The sequence below is a fragment of the Pelotomaculum sp. FP genome (genome assembly GCF_004369245.1).
In the GTDB taxonomy this organism is placed as follows: domain Bacteria; phylum Bacillota; class Desulfotomaculia; order Desulfotomaculales; family Pelotomaculaceae; genus Pelotomaculum_C; species Pelotomaculum_C schinkii.
On sequence record NZ_QFGB01000026.1, the window covers coordinates 1 to 15,906 of the forward strand.

Genomic DNA, 15,906 nt, shown 5'->3' on the forward strand with positions numbered 1-15,906 from the left:
TCGCCTTAGCTGTTCACAATAAATGAATTGAGGCTTATTGGTTTTCCTGTTCCGTGAGCAATATTTATTAATTCTATGTAAACAAGAGAATAAGGGGAGTAGACTCTAAAATTAGGGGTTTAAACCGCGTAGCAGGTATGGGCTGTTAACAGATTTGTCCTTGGAGCAGTAAAATGATGACCAACCTCATGAGCTAATACACACCTGTATTCTACGTTATTCTCGTCAAGCTCCTCGTCGATAATAATAATGCTTTTAAGACCGTCTCTTATATAAAGGCCAAGGGCTTTTTCAGGAGTATTTCGTAGTGGATAATAAAAGAGGTCAATATTTTCGGAATCAATTAGCCGCCATAGGTGTTCGGTCTTGTTATCCATTATCCCTCCAATTTATGGAACTATAGTTTTTAGTAATAAAACTACCGTTTTTACGGTAGTTTTTTTTGATACTGACTTTTATATTAATAACGGTATTGTAAGCGGCAAAAAGATTATATTTATCCAATTATTTTTTGTTTGATCCGATAGATCTGCATGTCATGCTTAGTGACTTTGTTGGCAAGATATTCAATATTGTATTCCAGATTATCAAGCCGCTGTAATACTTCTTTTTTCAAGTCAGTAAGTTCTTTTCCTAGTTCTTCTTGACCACCGCGAAGCTCATTTTGACCATTCCGAAGCTCTTCTTGACCATTGCGTAATTCTTCGATTGCCGCGACAGTGTTTCCGCTAATACGGATAAGCTGCTCCACCATCTCTTCGATGTGCTTAAGGCGTTCTTCGCTCATTATATATCATCCTTCCTTTGTTTCCTTTTTTCGCTTGTGCCTGGATGCCTTTATTGCATCCTTAACGATAGCCTGCAATTCAGGGGAGAGTGGGCGCATCTCTTCGCGGCCTTCTGCTTCAGCGACCAGGACGATGTTGTTGAGATCGATATCGTATGAAACATCATTCTCATGGAGCATAAATTCTTGATGCTCATGCTGATTATGCTTATATATAGGATGTTGTTCTTCTGCTTTGTAATCTTCAATTTTCCATTCATCTAATACAGTGTTTAAGACCTGCAATTGCCTTGGTGATAACTTTTTTATCTTTTCTAATACTTGACGTATTTCAGGTGGTAGTTCTTTTAATTGCTCGGAAAAAAACTCAGCTGGAGTGAGCCCAAGAGCGTTTATGTAGCGAATTAACACAGAACTTGGTATATCAATGGTTCCATTTTCCCATCTTGTAATAGTAGGTTGTGTTACACCCATTAAATCTGCCATGTGTGCAACAGTAAACCCCTTTATTTTTCTAGCCTCTTTCATTCTCCAACCAATGTCCATTTCATACCTCATATACAATATACGTTTCATGTATATATTAGCTTATTTTAAGCGAGAAAAATACTTCCTTAAAGGTATATTTTTATTTGACAATAATACGTCATGTGTATATACTTATAATGTATATATTGGGGGTGTAGATATGAACTTTAGACGTATTAAACAGGCTAGATTAAAACTTGGTATAACTCAAAAAGAACTTGCTCTTCGAGTTGGATTATCACAAGCGGAAGTAAGCCGTAAAGAAAATGGAATTACTTCTATGGATGTGGATGACTTAAAAACCTTTGCAAATGCCTTAGGCGTTTCAATAGCTTATTTTCTTGAAGGCCCCAAAGCTAAGGCGGTAGGGGAGTGATTTCAATTAACCCCCCCGAACATGCAAAAAATTTCGTTGGCAGCACTCACACTTGTCAATGACATCGTTGCAGGAGGTTTCCTATGTCACGCAAATCTCGTTGCGAAACCATAAAGATCATAACTCATAATGTTCCAACTGATTTTGAATATAGCGTTCTGGAAGCCGTAAGCCATGGGCAACAATCCATGATACGTCTAATTGCTGAGTCAGTAATTAGGGAAATTAAGGAGCAGCCATGTGGAGAAGTTAAGCCGGTTGCAAGCTAATAACCATATTGCCTAACCATATTATACCATTAGACTTCATTTATTTTTAGTTTTTAAATTAATCCTTCTAACAAACTCTATTAGCTTTTCACGGTCAATAAGTTCTATACCAAATCTACTGGCTTCGTTTCGTGCCTGTTCGGTATAGCCTTGGTTTGTAACTACCATAGATTGATCACAGTCATAATACTCTTTACCTCTAAGGACTTCGCCTAAGACTTTAGCTCCGACCCGATCTTTACGTTTGCTTAATTTTTTAGCTTGAACAGCGATTTTAACTCCACCTGGCGCAGTAATAATTAAATCTGCACCATGATCTTTCTGGTAACGAGTGTGTTTGACATCATACCCAGCCTTGCTAAATTGATGACCTAACCAAATTTCAAACATTTCGCCGTTCATCTTGTCAACTTTGTCAACACCGGCTGCCCTGGCGCGGTAATTCATGATCCAATTAGGTAAAGCTTTGAGAACTGCAAGTAAAATAGCCAAGGCAAATACCCACCATAAGAGATAAAAAATTTGAAACGTTGCTTTAACAAGATCCCATGCCATTGACCAACCATTCAATTGCAAAAATATTCCTCCTTCGTTAGAGAATTTTAGTAGAATAGGCAACTTCTAAAATTCAACAATGGAGGATGGAATACCTTTTAAAAAAGGGTGATTACAACTCTATGAGTGTCAAGAAATGTAAAATTTGTGACGGAGATTCAAGGGAAAAAGATTTATGCCAGGAATGTGAACAACGAATTGTAATTTTAAAAAAGTCAATTAGAAATGCAAAAACAAGAGTCTCAAAAGCTAATTTGATACTAATAAAAACATGAGGTCAGGAGGTAAGCGTTTTGGAAAAAAAAGGCATTCTTAGACTAAAAAAGGACGGTGGCGGTTATCGGCACTATATTGAGCTGCAAAACGGCAAAGAAGATGATATTCACTGTGGTGATATGCTGGAGGTTCAATTAGGGCGGTATGTTGAAACTGAGGACTGGGGCAGAATGGAGCCGGGACCGTGGGTAGGTGGACGCTACGAATCTATCCTATGTAGCGAAAACCCAACGGCGCAACTTATAATAGGTGAATTCTATCCATGCGCCGGATTCACCGGGGAAGTAATGAGCTGCAAACTACCCTTGGGAATAACGGTGAGAAGGCCAAAAAAATAACTGCCCAAAGGCAGCTAAATAAAAACGTCTAATTAATTTTATCTAAAAGCGAGATAAAAGGCAAGTACATGACCCATTTTGAGAAGGTGATTATATTGAAAAAGCCCCAACCATTGGAGCAGAAGCTGGCTGCCGATTTGGTACCCGGCGACATGGTAGAGCATAAGGATCTACCAAACGTTAGTCTGATTGTAGTTAGTGGCCCGCATGAAGGCAATTTCGGTATAAAATATATGGTCAAGAAGCCAACTGGCGAAGTTGTGTCAGTGTTTGAGAGAAACTTAAATTTATAGGGGTGAGTTAAGATGGCAGAAGAAAGAATCATTGAAAAAATTCGCAAGTTGTTGTCGCTAACAAAAAGTAATTATCGAGAAGAGGCAGAAGCAGCCCTTCTGAAAGCACAGGAGTTAATGGCCCAGCATGGGCTAACAATGACCGAAGTTGGTTCTCAGAAGGATAAAGGTGAGGATAAGCAGGTAGTTGATACCTGTATTTCGGAAAAGCATAGAAATACTTGGTATGAGAAACGTCTTTCCGCTATTATTGGCGAGAACTTTCGCTGTCACCCCTATGTAACTCTAGGGCGAGGTATTTACTTCATCGGGTTAAAAGATGACGTAGAAATTGCAAAAGAGGTTTTTCTCTATGCTTTGGCTACTATGGTGCACCTAGCTAGTGAATATGCGAAAAGATGGCGGGCGAGCGGCCTACGAGGAATCAAAAATGACTACATGAAAGGTTTTCTTAACGGCCTACGGGACAAGTTCAAGAAACAGGTTGAATCCAAGGACTACGCCTTGGTTTTAGTCAAGGATGCCCTGGTTGTTAAAGCAGTAGAGGATAAGAAATTAAAAAAAGCCCGGGTTAGCCGGATTGCGACTGGTGAATCGGCCAGTGCTTGGCAAGCTGGATACTTCGATGGTAGAAATTTTGACGAAAAACGTAAGATGATCCGTTAATTCTTAATGTGTTAATATTGCACGTTTTGCACTACACGGGAGAAGCTGAAATGATGCAAGAACAAGAACTCATTATTGACAACTTCGCCGGCTGGGGCGGTGTGAGCAAGGGAATAGAAATGGCTACAGGAAGGGTAGTTGATATAGCCATCAACCATAATCCTGCGGCCATTGCCATACATCGAGCGAACCACACGGGTACAAAGCATTTTTGCGAGGACGTTTGGCATGTTGTCCCCAGGGAGGTTACGGGAGGACGTCCGGTGGCGCTGTGCTGGCTCTCTCCAGACTGTACCCATCATAGTAAGGCCAGGGGAGGTAAACCAAAAGAGAAAAAGATTCGCGGTCTGGCTTGGGTAGCCACAGGGATTCCCGGCAGACTACATCATCGACCGTGATGATCAAGGCAAAATATATTCCAAGGCGGCGCAAGTGGCTGGATGCGGTAATTCCGTGTCTCCTATGGTGCCAAAGGCACTGGTAAGAGCAAATCTGCCTGAATTGTGCGTGGATTATGCCGATGGTGGACAAGTTCCATGCGTGATGTAATGGTGAACACTTCAACGAAAATACGCATTATGTTAAAAATGCGACATAAGGAGGCTAAGAAGTGAAAGGCTATATATTTAGCACAAATAAAGATTTGGCAAGTTTCTCCTTTGTAAATGACACGGAAGAAGAGAGGGGGCCATTTGATAAAAAGTGGTCGCATTACGCAATATTGCATAGGCTTATAAATTTTATGAAGTCCCGTGGATGGTATATTGAGCATGATAAAAATGTTCACAAAATCATAAAAAAAGATCATTGGTACGGCAGGAAAGGTGATCTGGAATTCAGATTAGACAGGTATCCAAGAGGGTTTAAATTTGAGTTTTACCAAAACATAGTGTTTGAAAATCTGAATGGCGGACGATATGACTTTGATAAATTTGAAAAGATGCCATATCTTATAAAGCTCTTATTTATTAACGAAACCCGCCACATGAAAGTGTTCTTAGAAGGTTTGGGGTGTTTGGACAATACCGTTCCAGTCTATAAGCTTGTTGAGGAAAAAATAAAACAACATTTCGTTGAAAGTTGTCACCATCCTCAGAAATCAATGGACGAATTTAATTTATCAGATTTAGACGGTCAAACATGCAAAGAATCATACAATCATACCGACAGGGATAAGAAAATTATTAGGAACGGAGAGATTAAATATTTTCGTGATAGGTCAACAGGGCGGTTGGTGCGCGTTGTTGTTTACCACAATATTAATAATATGTGGTGGGCGATTCTAAACCGTTACAAATACACAAAAGTAGTCGACTTTGAATTGTTCGACTTAACGCCGGATGATTTGAAAATTAGAAGGCTAAAGAAAGATAAAAAGCCTAAAGAATATCTGGACAAGAAAGAAAAATTACAGCAATCCAGCAATAAAGAATTGATTAGCGAACTCAAGCGCAGGGGTTTTAAGATTAAGATAAGTGCTTAGTGAACACTTCAACGATTTTATAACGTAGCCAAAGAGGCGCAGGGATGGATTTGCAGGATAGCAAAAATTATACAGACTGGTATGGTTTGGGCTGGCTGGAATGATACCCAAAAGGAAGCCATGAGAATAGCCATAGAAGCAATAGAAAAGCAAACTCCTAAAAAAGTTACTGAAAAGCACGCGGACAAAAAATAATTAAAGATGCTTGATGTGAAGGTGAACACTTCAGCGAGAATAGGCATTGTAAAGTAAAGTAAGGTGATAATTTTGAAAAAGAAAGAAAGACATGAAAAAGATTTTTATATCACACCTGATGCGGCAATTGATGTGCTTTTAAATAATTATGAGTTAAAACCTGGTTGGATATTGGAACCCTGTGCTGGAAATGGCGCTATAGTAAAAGCGATTCACGAGCGCAGTAATTGGGATGGCGGTATTTATGCCGTAGAAATAAGGCCAGAAGAATATGACAATCTTGTGAAGGTAGGTTGTGAAGAAGTATTAATAAAAGACTTTTTAGAATTTAAACTTTCGGATTTAAAATATGCTCCGCCGTGTCCACCGCGCACCATAATAACCAACCCGCCGTTTTCGATAGCGCAAAAGATTATTGAAAAATCGTTTGATATATCAACTTATCCAGACACAGACATAATTATGTTTTTAAGACTTGGTTTTCTCGAATCAAAAAACAGGGCAGAGTTTTGGTTATCACATAAAGACGTGAGCCTTATAACCCTGAAGAAAAGACCAAGCTTTACTGGTAGAGGAACGGATTTTGCAGCTTATGCGTGGTTTATATGGAATGGTGAGCAACAATTTGTAATACCATGCGCTTGATGCATATTTCAGTTCAAACTGAGCAATAAGAAAGAGGTATAGACTTTGCAAATAACTCTTAGCGCTTTAAATGGGATACGGGGGCAGCTGGAAAAAGCATACATAATACCAGGGAATACCCTCGTAAAAGTATATACCGAGAGACTAGACCGGGAGGTAAACAATAAAGGAGAGTTGTAAGTAATGGATATTACGAAAATTTTTGCTTTAAGCAATAAAGAGCTGAATATCTTAATAGCTTTAAAAGTTTATAAGTGGATACCAGTTCAAGGTAATTGGTGGATGAATCCATCGGAGCAATTCAATTGTTCACCAGAAAAGGCGGATGCCTGGATGCACGAAACTACAGATATAGGCGTGTCATATAAAGGCAAAAAATACACTGGTTGGCCCGACATAAACTTTAATCCTAGTACCAATATCGATGATGCTTATAAACTGGAAGAGCATATTAAAAATTTAGGATTACAAAACAGTTATATTAAAGCACTGTGTAATATTGTTATTGATGAAACCTGGGGTTTAATTCATGCTACACCAAAACAAAGGTGTCAAGCTGCATTATTTGCGGTAATGAGTTAGTGTGCATTTTTTACGACATTCGGGTTGAAACTGGAAATTGCTATTCCAGTTTCAACCCGAAAACGGAATACTCTAAAAGTCAACTAGCTTTATCTGAAAAGGAGGATTAGGGGATTGAAATATACCGATCTTCAGGATTTAATAAGAGCTCATTACACATCAGAGGATGACTTTCACAATATTATTGATAAAATCATCAAGGCAGAAATAGGCAGCGGCAAAGAAATATCAGGTAACAAGATCAGGGCTACATTTAACCACTATGCCGGCAAGAAACGAGATGGTTATACTATTAAGCCCTTGAAGGAGCTAACCGCCTTAAACAAGGCAAACGAAAGAATGTGCGAGATTCGTAAGTCTGACATAAGCCTTCAAAATGTAATAGCTCCAACGGTTGTTATTGACACAGTAAATACGGTGTTGGAAGAATACAAGAACAGAGATAAACTCAAGCAATACGGACTGGAAATATCAAACAAGATACTTTTCAATGGTCCCCCGGGAGTAGGGAAAACATGGACTGCTTTGGCTATTGCCGGAGAATTGAACCTGGACTTGGTATTTGTACGGTGGGACACGCTGATAAGCTCTTACCTTGGCAGTACCGGAAGTAACATCAAAAAAATATTTGATACGGCCAATAATGAACCGGTGGTGCTCTTTCTGGATGAATTTGACGCCATAGGCCAAGAGCGGGGAGCAAACCATAACGAAGTAGGAGAAATGAACAGGGTAGTGATTAATACACTGCAAAATATTGACCTGTTTTCCCCGGACTCGTTTCTGGTAGCCGCAACAAACCACGGGCATTTACTTGACTCAGCCATATGGCGCAGGTTTACGGTGGTAAACATGGACCTGCCTGGGGAGAATGAGCGCCGCAAGCTGATATTACACTATTCCAAAGGGCTGCCCTTAGAGATTTATATTGAGGAATGGGTCAAAGATACCCAGGGTATGAGTGGTGCGGATATAAAACAAAAAATACATAAAGAAGCAAAACAATATATTTTAAACTCAACAAAAGCAAAAATGGCTTAATTATGTAAATTAGAGGGGTGAATGTGATGGAGGAATTTACGTTTAAGAAATCATCGGTTGAAAGATACGACATTCAGCCTAAAGAGGGATTTGGATGGGGCATATTCACTATTGATGAAAACAACGGTCTTTTTAATTGTCTTTCGGACTATGGTAATTACAACTATGCCTGGCCGAACCATGGATGTCCATCTTTCAAACATTTTCTTATCGAGATCACCAGAAACTGGGATTACCTTGTGAGAAAGGTAGCACCTCAAGAGCCCAGCCGCTTCAATTTTGAAAAGACTATTAAGGAATGGAAGCAAAATGTTCTGAGAAGTCGATGGGAGCGCAGCTGCACCAAGGAGGAAGCCCGAAAGGCATGGGAGGTACTAAGTGATCTTGATTTTTCAGATAGTGCAGAAATGACCCAGCGTACTTTGCTTGAATCTAACATACCGGATCATGTTCTCAGTTGGGACGACATTGTGGATGGCCCTATTTTTGATATCAATGCCTCAGTAAAAGCCTTCGCCACTATATTGATGCCGATGTTTGCCGAGGTCCTCAAAGAGGAATTGGGCCTCAAGCTAACTGCTTAATGCGCAACATGCCGTAAATGTAACAGCAAAAAGAGCTCGAAGGTGATCTAATGGCAAATCCCCAACCCAACCAATTCACTAGAATATCTAATGAGTTAATGGAAATGATCCCTTTTTATAAATTTAACGGGACCCAATTAAGAATACTCTTTATTCTCATTAGATACACCTATGGGTATAATCGAAAAGATTGCGATTTATCTTTGTCGTTTCTTTCAAAGGCCACAGGGATACATAAGGATCAGGCAAAGAGAGAGTTAAAGGTCTTAATAGATCATAAGGTTGTCACCGTGGTAAAGGAAGCCGATTTTAACACACCTCGCGTGATAGGTCTTAATAAAGATTATGACCAATGGTTAGTTAAAAAGAACGTACCAAATAATATACAGGTGGCTAATATGTCACCAGGTAGCGAAAAAGCCCAGGGGACGGATTCGCCCCCTGGTGGTGAAAAAGGCCATTCCCAGGGGACGGATTCGCCACCTCTTCATAGTGAGGAAGAATTCGCCCAAAATAGCGATCAACCTAGTAATGACGCGGCTCCGGCAAGGGTGGGGGCGGATTCGCCCCCTGGTAGCGAAAAAGCCCATCAAGAAAGAAATGTTTTAAAGAAAACTCTAAAGAAAAATAAAGTACCTAACGGTACTTTGAACGTGCTGCCGAACCCGGCGGTTAAAAATGTGCTCCTGTATTATGCTGAGGAGTTTAAAAATAAATTTGGCGAGGACCCGGTTATCGACTGGGGTAAAGATGGGAAGATCATCAAGGACCTGCTTAAACCGAAATCCGAGGAGCAGTTAAAAGCCTACCTGGATGCCTTTTTTAAAAGTACGGACGATTGGATAAGGCAGTCTAATTACGGGATAGGGGTTTTTAAAACACAGATCAATAAGCTGATTGCTGAACAAAGCAATAAATCACAACAAAAACATATACCACGGGGTTTTCAGACTATTTATAATGCTTGAGGTGATTTAAAAATGAGTGACAGCAGAGAAGAAAAAATCAAAAAAGAACGTGCCAAAAAACTTGTAGCCATAGCCTTAGCAAACTTTCCACACCTGCAGGACAAAGACATGGGGCCGACAGTTGTCCTCTGGATGAAAATCCTTTCCGACATCCCTTACGATGTGGTACAAGCTGCGCTTGCCAAGGTGCTAGCCACGGCTAAATTCTGGCCCACCGTGGCAGAAATCAGGGAAGCGGCGGCGGCAATCTCAAGCCCGTTCATCCTCTCGCCGGCTGAAGCCTGGGGGCAGGTTATCAAGGCTGTTCAAGAGTACGGATACTACCGGTCAGGCGAGGGGTTAGCTACACTTGATAAAACGGTGCAGAAAGCGGTCCAGGCCTTCGGCGGCTTCCGGGAAATCTGCATGTCTGAGAATATCGACGTGGTACGGGCGCAGTTTATGCGGATGTACGGGCAATTTGCCAATCGGGAAAAAGAGACGGCGGTACTGCCGGAGAGCGTCAAGAACTTTATTGGAGGCGTAGCCAAGAGCCTACCAGCCTAGATTAATCACATGAATACAAGAGAGGCGATTACAGTGCTCAAATTAATCGGGGGAGGGGTAACACCGACATCCTTAGCCTGTCCGAAGTGCCGGGGCAAGTCGGTACAGTCATTTCCGGCAAAAACGCTTATCTACCACCGGTGCCAATACTGTGGGCATAAGTGGGCCGGAGTGAAGGCGGTGTCAAGGGATGGCATGACAACTAAGAGAGATGGAGTATTGTAAGGGGTGATATTGTATGAGCGAATCATTCAACAAGGCAGTCGAGATTTGCAGAGAGTTAACGAGATGGAGGGTAAGTCCATACACCTGTTTATATAAAAACCCAGGAAGATATGGCATAGTGGAATTTGCACGGTGGAGTCAAAAATATTTGAATTACAAAATTTATCAAATGTTATTGAAGTCAGCTAAGATAACAGGGTATGAGCCTGTCCCAGCTGAGTTGTTAAACCACCATGCTGCAAGGGATGGTCTTGTCGGTAGAAAAATGAGAGTTGGTAAAGCTTTATTCTACTTGATAAGGCCGGAAGAAATGAGTAAGTCTCTAACAGTACGATATGCTGAATTTAAAGAGATTGCTTTAACAAAGATAAATGGCGCAGTCAAATAAAAGCGAAGCTTTTCTTTTAATAATTAATAGTGTGTGTGGGTGGGTAAGCGGCCGGAATAAAAGTTGGGGGGGGGCTGGCATTGGCTAAAAAAGAAGATCCCTTTATGCTTGAAAATTATCGTTTTCTAACACCGTTGAAAAAAAGCTATATTGACTCTTTTTTTAAAAAGCTGGATAATGTCAGCCGTGAATTTGCCATAAAAAGGTATGTGGAGGGCAAGACGATCAGCTTGATTGCAGAAGAGATGGATTACACCGAAAGGTCTCTTTACGCCTACAGAGAAAAAATCATAGAACTGTGGGAGCTGTACTCTAAAAAGGAACGGCTTGAATATCATAAACAACGTATCGTTGGCATGATCAGAAGGCATGGTGTAATTGACCATAGTAAATTACTTATGAATATAAATCTTAAACGTTCAGGATTAAGGCTTAACGAGTTTACAGACATCATCAATACTCTCATAGCCACGGGTGAGGTGATATGTGAGATAATGCCAGGTAATAGATCAAAACGAAGGTACAGCTTAACGAGAGAAAACGTCATTAATTTGTAAGATAAAGATAAGCTTAGAGACAAATTTAAGACAAATTTAAGACAAATTATCTCTTGACATTTCTTGACATATAATAATATTAAGTTTAATAAAACACCGTTCTAATTATTAAGACCCAAGATTTGCAAATTCGCCTAATATTCAAAAAGTACGCCTAAACCATTGCAGGAACTGTTCATTGTGCAGTTCTTGCTTTGTGTTTTAAGCTTATATCAAGGGGTTGATGAAAATGGGATATCAAATTATTACCCCGCACGGACTGTTTGAAATAATCCAAAGCCTTTCCTACGGCGATATGATTATCGCCGGCATTTTAGTAATAATAGCAGTAATTCTCGGTTTTAAAACGCTGTACGACATAGCCGACCGTGAGGGATTTATCTGATGTGGAACATACTTTCCGGACACGACTTGGTTTCAATATATACCCTGGTTTTCCTGGTGCCTTTCCTGGTAGCATACTTTGTAATGCGGTTAAGGGGATGGTGGAGTTGAGATGGATTACAATTTTGCATATTGCGTGATGTGGTTTTTTAGCTGCCCCTGGGTGATTAAAGCGGTTGGATTTGTTTCTCTCGGGTTGGGCCTGGCGGCCACGATGATTAGATTCGTTTGATGGGGGGCGTAAGGAGTGAGCTTCAATGTTGATATGGGAGAAGTATATCAGCAATTCGCCAACGTTTTCGGCAGTATGACCCCCTTGCTCTGGCCTTTTATCGGAGCGCTGCTGGCCCTGTTTGTTTTCGGGGGATTGATCACGATCTTTCGCCACTATGCCTCTAAGTAGGTGAGTCAGTGTCTTACCTGAATTACGACATTACGCTACTTTACAAATCCGTTGCAGACACCATGGCGAGTATCTGGCCCATCGTAGCGCCGGCCTTTGCGATTATGCTGGCCATGATGATTATAGGGGGGCTGGGATGGGCGCTGCACAAGTTTATCGACGACAGAAGATGATCACCGCTTGAAGCGGATCATAAATAAAGCAGGTATAAATAAAAAAGGAGGATGCGTTATGAGTCTCAACATCGTTCCGGCCGACGTGCTTGGCTATATCGGAGACGTTTTCACTGGTATCTGGCCGATACTGGCTATCGGCCTGGGTATCATGGCGACCCCTATGATTATCCGCGCCGCAAAGACTGCGTTCGGACGGCGCGGCTAATCCGGCGACAACCAAAAGAGATCATCGACCATCACCAAAAAGCGGACCTGCTGACGGTCCGCTTTTTTGGAAAGTGGGGACAACCTGTGGCAATACTTTTTCTCTATTATCTCTATCACCTGGTATTTTTCATGGTGAGCCTCGGCATATCCCGCCCGGCTCCCGGCACGCCCGGGGGCGCGGGCCTAAGCCGCCTGGCGGTCTTTATCCCGGCCCACGATGAAGAAACAGTGATTTATCAAACCGTTCAATCAATCCTGGCTAGCGATTATCCCAAAGGGAAACTGGACGTATTTGTGATTGCAGACAACTGCGCGGACAGGACGGAAGAATTGGCCCAAAACGCCGGCGCAAGGGTGCTCCGGCGGGAACATAAAACGTTACGCGGGAAACAACACGCCCTAGCCTGGGCGTTTAAACAAATAGACTTGGAAAAATACCAGGGCGTCATTGTCCTTGACGCCGACAACAGGGTGGAGCCCGGCTTCATCCGCGTGATGGACCGCCACCTGACCGCCGGCCACAAGGTCGTCCAGGGGTATGTCGAGACGAAAAACCCCGGCGATTCCTGGATCACGGCCAATTACGCCTATATGTTCTGGTATATGTGCCGGCTGCAGATGGCGCGCACCCGCCTGGGACTATCGGCCTGGCTGGCCGGCACCGGGCTGTGTATCAGTACGGAAATCATCCGGCGGGTAGGTTGGAACGTGAAAACCCTGGTCGATGACGTGGAGTATACCTGTCAGCTGCTGCTGGCCGGTGAACGGGTGGTGTTCGCGCCCGGCGCAGTAGTGTACGACCAAAAACCCGTAGGGCTGCGGGACTCCATGAAACAGCGTCTCCGGTGGATAAGAGGACAGACGCAGGTAACCATGCGGTATGTTCCCCGGCTGGCTTTTCAGGTGTTGAGGAGCTGGGTACGGGGGGATGTGGCCGGCGCGCTCAGGGCCTTCGACGGGATCATGTGGGTACCGATGCATTTGGTTGTATTGGGCTCGTTCATCACATCCTTGCTCATGCATGGGCCAATTTATTTCGTTAGCGCCATATTGTCGGTCCCAGTATTGTATTTCCTCCTGATGGCGGCTGAAAAGACAACGAACGTGCGGGCATGGGCTTATCTGGCCACAGCGGGAATGTTTTATTTTACCTGGATACCTATTACGGCTTACGGAGCGGTGACGCATGGAAAACAGGGCTGGTGGAGGACGCCGCATCAACCATGAACAATGAGGTATAAAGCCATGCTGAGGTTCATCAAAAGTATGTTGATCCTATTGGGTTTCCTGTTTGCGTTTCCTGATGCATCTTTAGCGGTTTCGGTTTCTCCCTTGCATGACAAACCCCCCGGCACAATCATCACCTTTTCCGGCAACCAATGGATGATCTTAGATCAAAAAGATGATGGTACAACTTATATCATCCTGAGTTCAAACGACGGAGACAAGGCTTTTGATGCAGACAATACGCAGCTGTTTAACCCGTCAGACAGCAACAACATAGGATACTACTTAAATAACATTTTCTACAACAGCTTGTCTCAAAGAGACTTAATAGAGAACCACTCCTGGGAGATCAAATACGAGAACGGCAGCGGAAGCCAAGCCGATGTAACTTGTAAAATATCCCTCATAAGTTACGCTGAGTACAATGCTTACCGCTTGCTATTTCCATCCGATGGGAGTGGATATATTTGGTGGACAAGGACTCCTCGTCTTGGTTCTCCTAGTAGGGTCTGGCTGGTGAATGCCAGCGGAGGCATGGGCATTGATAACGCCTACATCTACAAATCGCGTGGCGTGCGCCCCACTCTGTACCTTAAACCCGATCTTCTAGTCTCTGATACAAACGAAGTTATTGGAAATGAAATTTTCCCGCCTTTGGACCCGGCCAATCTTGTGGCCGGCGCAAATGCACACGACCAGGTACGGTTGACTTGGCAAGCCAATACTGAGCCGGATCTTGCGGGATATATTATATTCCGTGATTACGTGGAAATTGATCGTGTCGGAGCTGCCGAAACCAGCTACATTGACAGCGGCCTGCGTCCAAACACAACCTACATCTACGGAATCAAGGCTTACAACACGTCAAATATTGAAAGCGACATGAGCAACGCCGCCACTGCAACAACCCCGCATCTGCCGAACCCGGTCCTTACCGCTAGAGTCGACGGCCAAATGATCAAGATGTCCTGGACGGGCGCTGCCGACAACTTTCTGGTCGTGGTAAACGGGCAGCAAGTGGACAGTATAACCGGCAACCGATACGACTACAAAGCGCAACCCGGCTCCTATGCCTTACAGGTGGTCGCTTTGATCGGTGCTGAACAGTACCCATCCGAACCCGTCCAGGTCAAGGTCGCCGCCTTTATTACGCCGGGTTCCTCCATGGCGGGGGACGTGATCAACAATGCCGGCCTCGTTCTCTATCCGGCGGGCGGGCTGCTGGCCCTGGCCCTAGCGCTTAAAGCAAGCCCCTGGGTGGTAACGACGGTCAAGGCAGGTTTGTTCAAAAAATTCTTCTGAGAATGAAGGTGTTTGGGTATGTTCCATACCAGCGGCACGGATGTTTTGGTGCAGATGTGGGCGGTAGTGAAGGTATTGGGGCCTTTATATGCTCTATGTTTTGGCTTGGTGGGAGCAAGGTTGCTCATTGAGAATGCGACTAAGGTTTTCAAAAGAAAGTATTTACCCCCGCCGAAGAAGGCTAAAGTATCCAAGCCCCGCCGTTCATCCGTATTTGTTGCCGGGGACAGGAATCCCAGTGTGAGGAAAACCAAAAAAGGGGTCTATGTTTATTATGAGTAGCGCGAAGAAATTAGCGGCCGTTTTGGTTGTATCGGCCGCTTTGCATATAGGTTCGGGGGCCGCCCAGGCCGCCCCCAAGCAAATTGACTGCAGAGAAATCAAGGCAGTACAGGCGGTAAACCTTGACTGCGCCGAGCTGCCTGCCGTAAACCCCAGGGGGCAAAAAGAATTAAATGTGCAGGAAACACGCCTCATTTATCCCGAAGTTGCCTGCGGCGTTACGGCAAGGTCCGCATTCCGGAAGCTGCAGAAAGATATCCAATTGCTGATTAACCGGGCCGCTCAAAGGGTCGGACTGAGCCCGGCGCTGGTGGGGGCGGTGGCGCGGGCTGAATCCGGTGGAAACCCCAGCGCTGTGTCCCCGGCGGGGGCCGTCGGCGTGATGCAGTTGATGCCTGCCACGGCGGCCGGCCTGGGGGTAAACCCCTACGACCCGGAACAGAACATATATGGAGGCGCTCAGTACCTGCGCTTTCAGGTAGACCGTTTTGGCGGCGACATCACAAAAGCCCTGGCGGCCTACAACGCCGGGCCGGGGGCGGTTGAGAAATATGGCGGGCTGCCCCCGTACAAGGAGACCAGGGAATTTGTAGCACGGGTGATGATGTTTGCAGGGAGGTAAG

At 43.7% G+C, this 15,906-nt stretch carries 28 protein-coding genes; 24 read left to right on the forward strand and 4 right to left on the reverse strand.

Going from position 1 to position 15,906, the window contains the following annotated elements; all coding sequences use genetic code 11:
- Positions 1-119 precede the first annotated feature (119 nt).
- The 3 genes from Psfp_RS11415 to Psfp_RS11425 form a co-directional block, all read right to left on the reverse strand.
- Complete coding sequence (locus Psfp_RS11415; RefSeq protein WP_134218670.1) at positions 120-377, reverse strand: hypothetical protein; 258 nt, start codon at positions 375-377, stop codon at positions 120-122.
- Positions 378-496: 119 nt separating this feature from the next.
- Complete coding sequence (locus Psfp_RS11420) at positions 497-787, reverse strand: hypothetical protein (protein WP_134218671.1); 291 nt, start codon at positions 785-787, stop codon at positions 497-499.
- Between the two features lie 6 nt (positions 788-793).
- Positions 794-1,363 carry a helix-turn-helix transcriptional regulator gene (locus Psfp_RS11425; protein WP_134218672.1) on the reverse strand — a complete coding sequence of 190 codons (570 nt, stop codon included), beginning with the start codon at positions 1,361-1,363 and terminating at the stop codon, positions 794-796.
- 112 nt (positions 1,364-1,475) lie between these two features.
- Between Psfp_RS11425 and Psfp_RS21665 the strand changes: the two genes are divergently transcribed.
- On the forward strand, positions 1,476-1,691 hold the full coding sequence (locus Psfp_RS21665) for a helix-turn-helix transcriptional regulator (RefSeq protein WP_192895388.1): 216 nt from the start codon (positions 1,476-1,478) through the stop codon (positions 1,689-1,691).
- A 305-nt stretch (positions 1,692-1,996) separates the two neighbouring features.
- Here the strand turns inward: Psfp_RS21665 and Psfp_RS11435 are convergent, their stop codons facing one another.
- Positions 1,997-2,536, reverse strand: coding sequence for a restriction endonuclease (locus Psfp_RS11435; RefSeq protein ID WP_134218674.1), 540 nt, complete (start codon positions 2,534-2,536; stop codon positions 1,997-1,999).
- Between the two features lie 101 nt (positions 2,537-2,637).
- Here Psfp_RS11435 and Psfp_RS21670 point away from each other — a divergent pair, with 101 nt between their 5' ends.
- The 23 genes from Psfp_RS21670 to Psfp_RS11520 all read left to right on the forward strand — a co-directional run bounded on the left by Psfp_RS21670 (position 2,638) and on the right by Psfp_RS11520 (position 15,905).
- A complete protein-coding gene (locus Psfp_RS21670; protein WP_192895389.1) occupies positions 2,638-2,790 on the forward strand; it encodes a hypothetical protein in 153 nt (50 codons plus the stop codon).
- Positions 2,791-2,808: 18 nt separating this feature from the next.
- Entirely contained in the window at positions 2,809-3,129 is a 321-nt protein-coding gene (locus Psfp_RS11440) for a hypothetical protein (RefSeq protein WP_134218675.1), read from the forward strand.
- A 95-nt stretch (positions 3,130-3,224) separates the two neighbouring features.
- Entirely contained in the window at positions 3,225-3,422 is a 198-nt protein-coding gene (locus Psfp_RS11445; RefSeq protein WP_134218676.1) for a hypothetical protein, read from the forward strand.
- A 12-nt stretch (positions 3,423-3,434) separates the two neighbouring features.
- Positions 3,435-4,088 carry a DUF2786 domain-containing protein gene (locus tag Psfp_RS11450; RefSeq protein WP_134218677.1) on the forward strand — a complete coding sequence of 218 codons (654 nt, stop codon included), beginning with the start codon at positions 3,435-3,437 and terminating at the stop codon, positions 4,086-4,088.
- A 50-nt stretch (positions 4,089-4,138) separates the two neighbouring features.
- Entirely contained in the window at positions 4,139-4,486 is a 348-nt protein-coding gene (locus Psfp_RS11455) for a DNA cytosine methyltransferase (RefSeq protein ID WP_205079562.1), read from the forward strand.
- A 212-nt stretch (positions 4,487-4,698) separates the two neighbouring features.
- Positions 4,699-5,571 carry a hypothetical protein gene (locus Psfp_RS11460; protein ID WP_134218678.1) on the forward strand — a complete coding sequence of 291 codons (873 nt, stop codon included), beginning with the start codon at positions 4,699-4,701 and terminating at the stop codon, positions 5,569-5,571.
- Between the two features lie 267 nt (positions 5,572-5,838).
- Positions 5,839-6,411: a hypothetical protein gene (locus Psfp_RS11465; RefSeq protein WP_134218679.1), complete on the forward strand. Its 573-nt coding sequence runs from the start codon at positions 5,839-5,841 to the stop codon at positions 6,409-6,411.
- 183 nt (positions 6,412-6,594) lie between these two features.
- Positions 6,595-6,993: a hypothetical protein gene (locus Psfp_RS11470; RefSeq protein WP_134218680.1), complete on the forward strand. Its 399-nt coding sequence runs from the start codon at positions 6,595-6,597 to the stop codon at positions 6,991-6,993.
- Between the two features lie 114 nt (positions 6,994-7,107).
- On the forward strand, positions 7,108-8,034 hold the full coding sequence (locus Psfp_RS11475; protein WP_134218681.1) for an ATP-binding protein: 927 nt from the start codon (positions 7,108-7,110) through the stop codon (positions 8,032-8,034).
- A gap of 26 nt (positions 8,035-8,060) precedes the next feature.
- Positions 8,061-8,618: a hypothetical protein gene (locus Psfp_RS11480; protein WP_134218682.1), complete on the forward strand. Its 558-nt coding sequence runs from the start codon at positions 8,061-8,063 to the stop codon at positions 8,616-8,618.
- A 50-nt stretch (positions 8,619-8,668) separates the two neighbouring features.
- Complete coding sequence (locus Psfp_RS11485) at positions 8,669-9,586, forward strand: replication protein (RefSeq protein WP_134218683.1); 918 nt, start codon at positions 8,669-8,671, stop codon at positions 9,584-9,586.
- Between the two features lie 12 nt (positions 9,587-9,598).
- Complete coding sequence (locus Psfp_RS11490; RefSeq protein ID WP_134218684.1) at positions 9,599-10,132, forward strand: replicative helicase loader/inhibitor; 534 nt, start codon at positions 9,599-9,601, stop codon at positions 10,130-10,132.
- Positions 10,133-10,141: 9 nt separating this feature from the next.
- On the forward strand, positions 10,142-10,357 hold the full coding sequence (locus Psfp_RS21675) for a hypothetical protein (protein ID WP_192895390.1): 216 nt from the start codon (positions 10,142-10,144) through the stop codon (positions 10,355-10,357).
- A 13-nt stretch (positions 10,358-10,370) separates the two neighbouring features.
- Complete coding sequence (locus Psfp_RS11495) at positions 10,371-10,745, forward strand: hypothetical protein (RefSeq protein WP_134218685.1); 375 nt, start codon at positions 10,371-10,373, stop codon at positions 10,743-10,745.
- Positions 10,746-10,825: 80 nt separating this feature from the next.
- Positions 10,826-11,302 (forward strand): hypothetical protein, encoded by a 477-nt coding sequence (locus Psfp_RS11500; protein WP_134218686.1) that lies wholly within the window; start codon positions 10,826-10,828, stop codon positions 11,300-11,302.
- Between the two features lie 229 nt (positions 11,303-11,531).
- The gene (locus Psfp_RS21680) at positions 11,532-11,687 is read left to right on the forward strand and encodes a hypothetical protein (RefSeq protein WP_192895391.1); all 156 of its coding nucleotides are present in this window, start codon (positions 11,532-11,534) and stop codon (positions 11,685-11,687) included.
- A gap of 246 nt (positions 11,688-11,933) precedes the next feature.
- Positions 11,934-12,089, forward strand: a complete 156-nt coding sequence (locus Psfp_RS21685) for a hypothetical protein (RefSeq protein WP_192895392.1) — start codon at positions 11,934-11,936, stop codon at positions 12,087-12,089.
- Positions 12,090-12,097: 8 nt separating this feature from the next.
- Positions 12,098-12,262: a hypothetical protein gene (locus Psfp_RS21690; protein WP_192895393.1), complete on the forward strand. Its 165-nt coding sequence runs from the start codon at positions 12,098-12,100 to the stop codon at positions 12,260-12,262.
- 58 nt (positions 12,263-12,320) lie between these two features.
- Positions 12,321-12,470 carry a hypothetical protein gene (locus Psfp_RS21695; protein WP_192895394.1) on the forward strand — a complete coding sequence of 50 codons (150 nt, stop codon included), beginning with the start codon at positions 12,321-12,323 and terminating at the stop codon, positions 12,468-12,470.
- Positions 12,471-12,556: 86 nt separating this feature from the next.
- Positions 12,557-13,699: a glycosyltransferase family 2 protein gene (locus tag Psfp_RS11505; protein ID WP_134218687.1), complete on the forward strand. Its 1,143-nt coding sequence runs from the start codon at positions 12,557-12,559 to the stop codon at positions 13,697-13,699.
- 18 nt (positions 13,700-13,717) lie between these two features.
- Positions 13,718-15,001, forward strand: coding sequence for a DUF6273 domain-containing protein (locus tag Psfp_RS11510; RefSeq protein WP_134218688.1), 1,284 nt, complete (start codon positions 13,718-13,720; stop codon positions 14,999-15,001).
- 18 nt (positions 15,002-15,019) lie between these two features.
- Positions 15,020-15,283 carry a hypothetical protein gene (locus Psfp_RS11515; RefSeq protein ID WP_134218689.1) on the forward strand — a complete coding sequence of 88 codons (264 nt, stop codon included), beginning with the start codon at positions 15,020-15,022 and terminating at the stop codon, positions 15,281-15,283.
- Positions 15,276-15,905, forward strand: a complete 630-nt coding sequence (locus Psfp_RS11520; RefSeq protein WP_134218690.1) for a lytic transglycosylase domain-containing protein — start codon at positions 15,276-15,278, stop codon at positions 15,903-15,905. Before Psfp_RS11515 ends, Psfp_RS11520 begins: the two co-directional genes overlap by 8 nt.
- The last annotated feature ends 1 nt before the right edge of the window (position 15,906 follow it).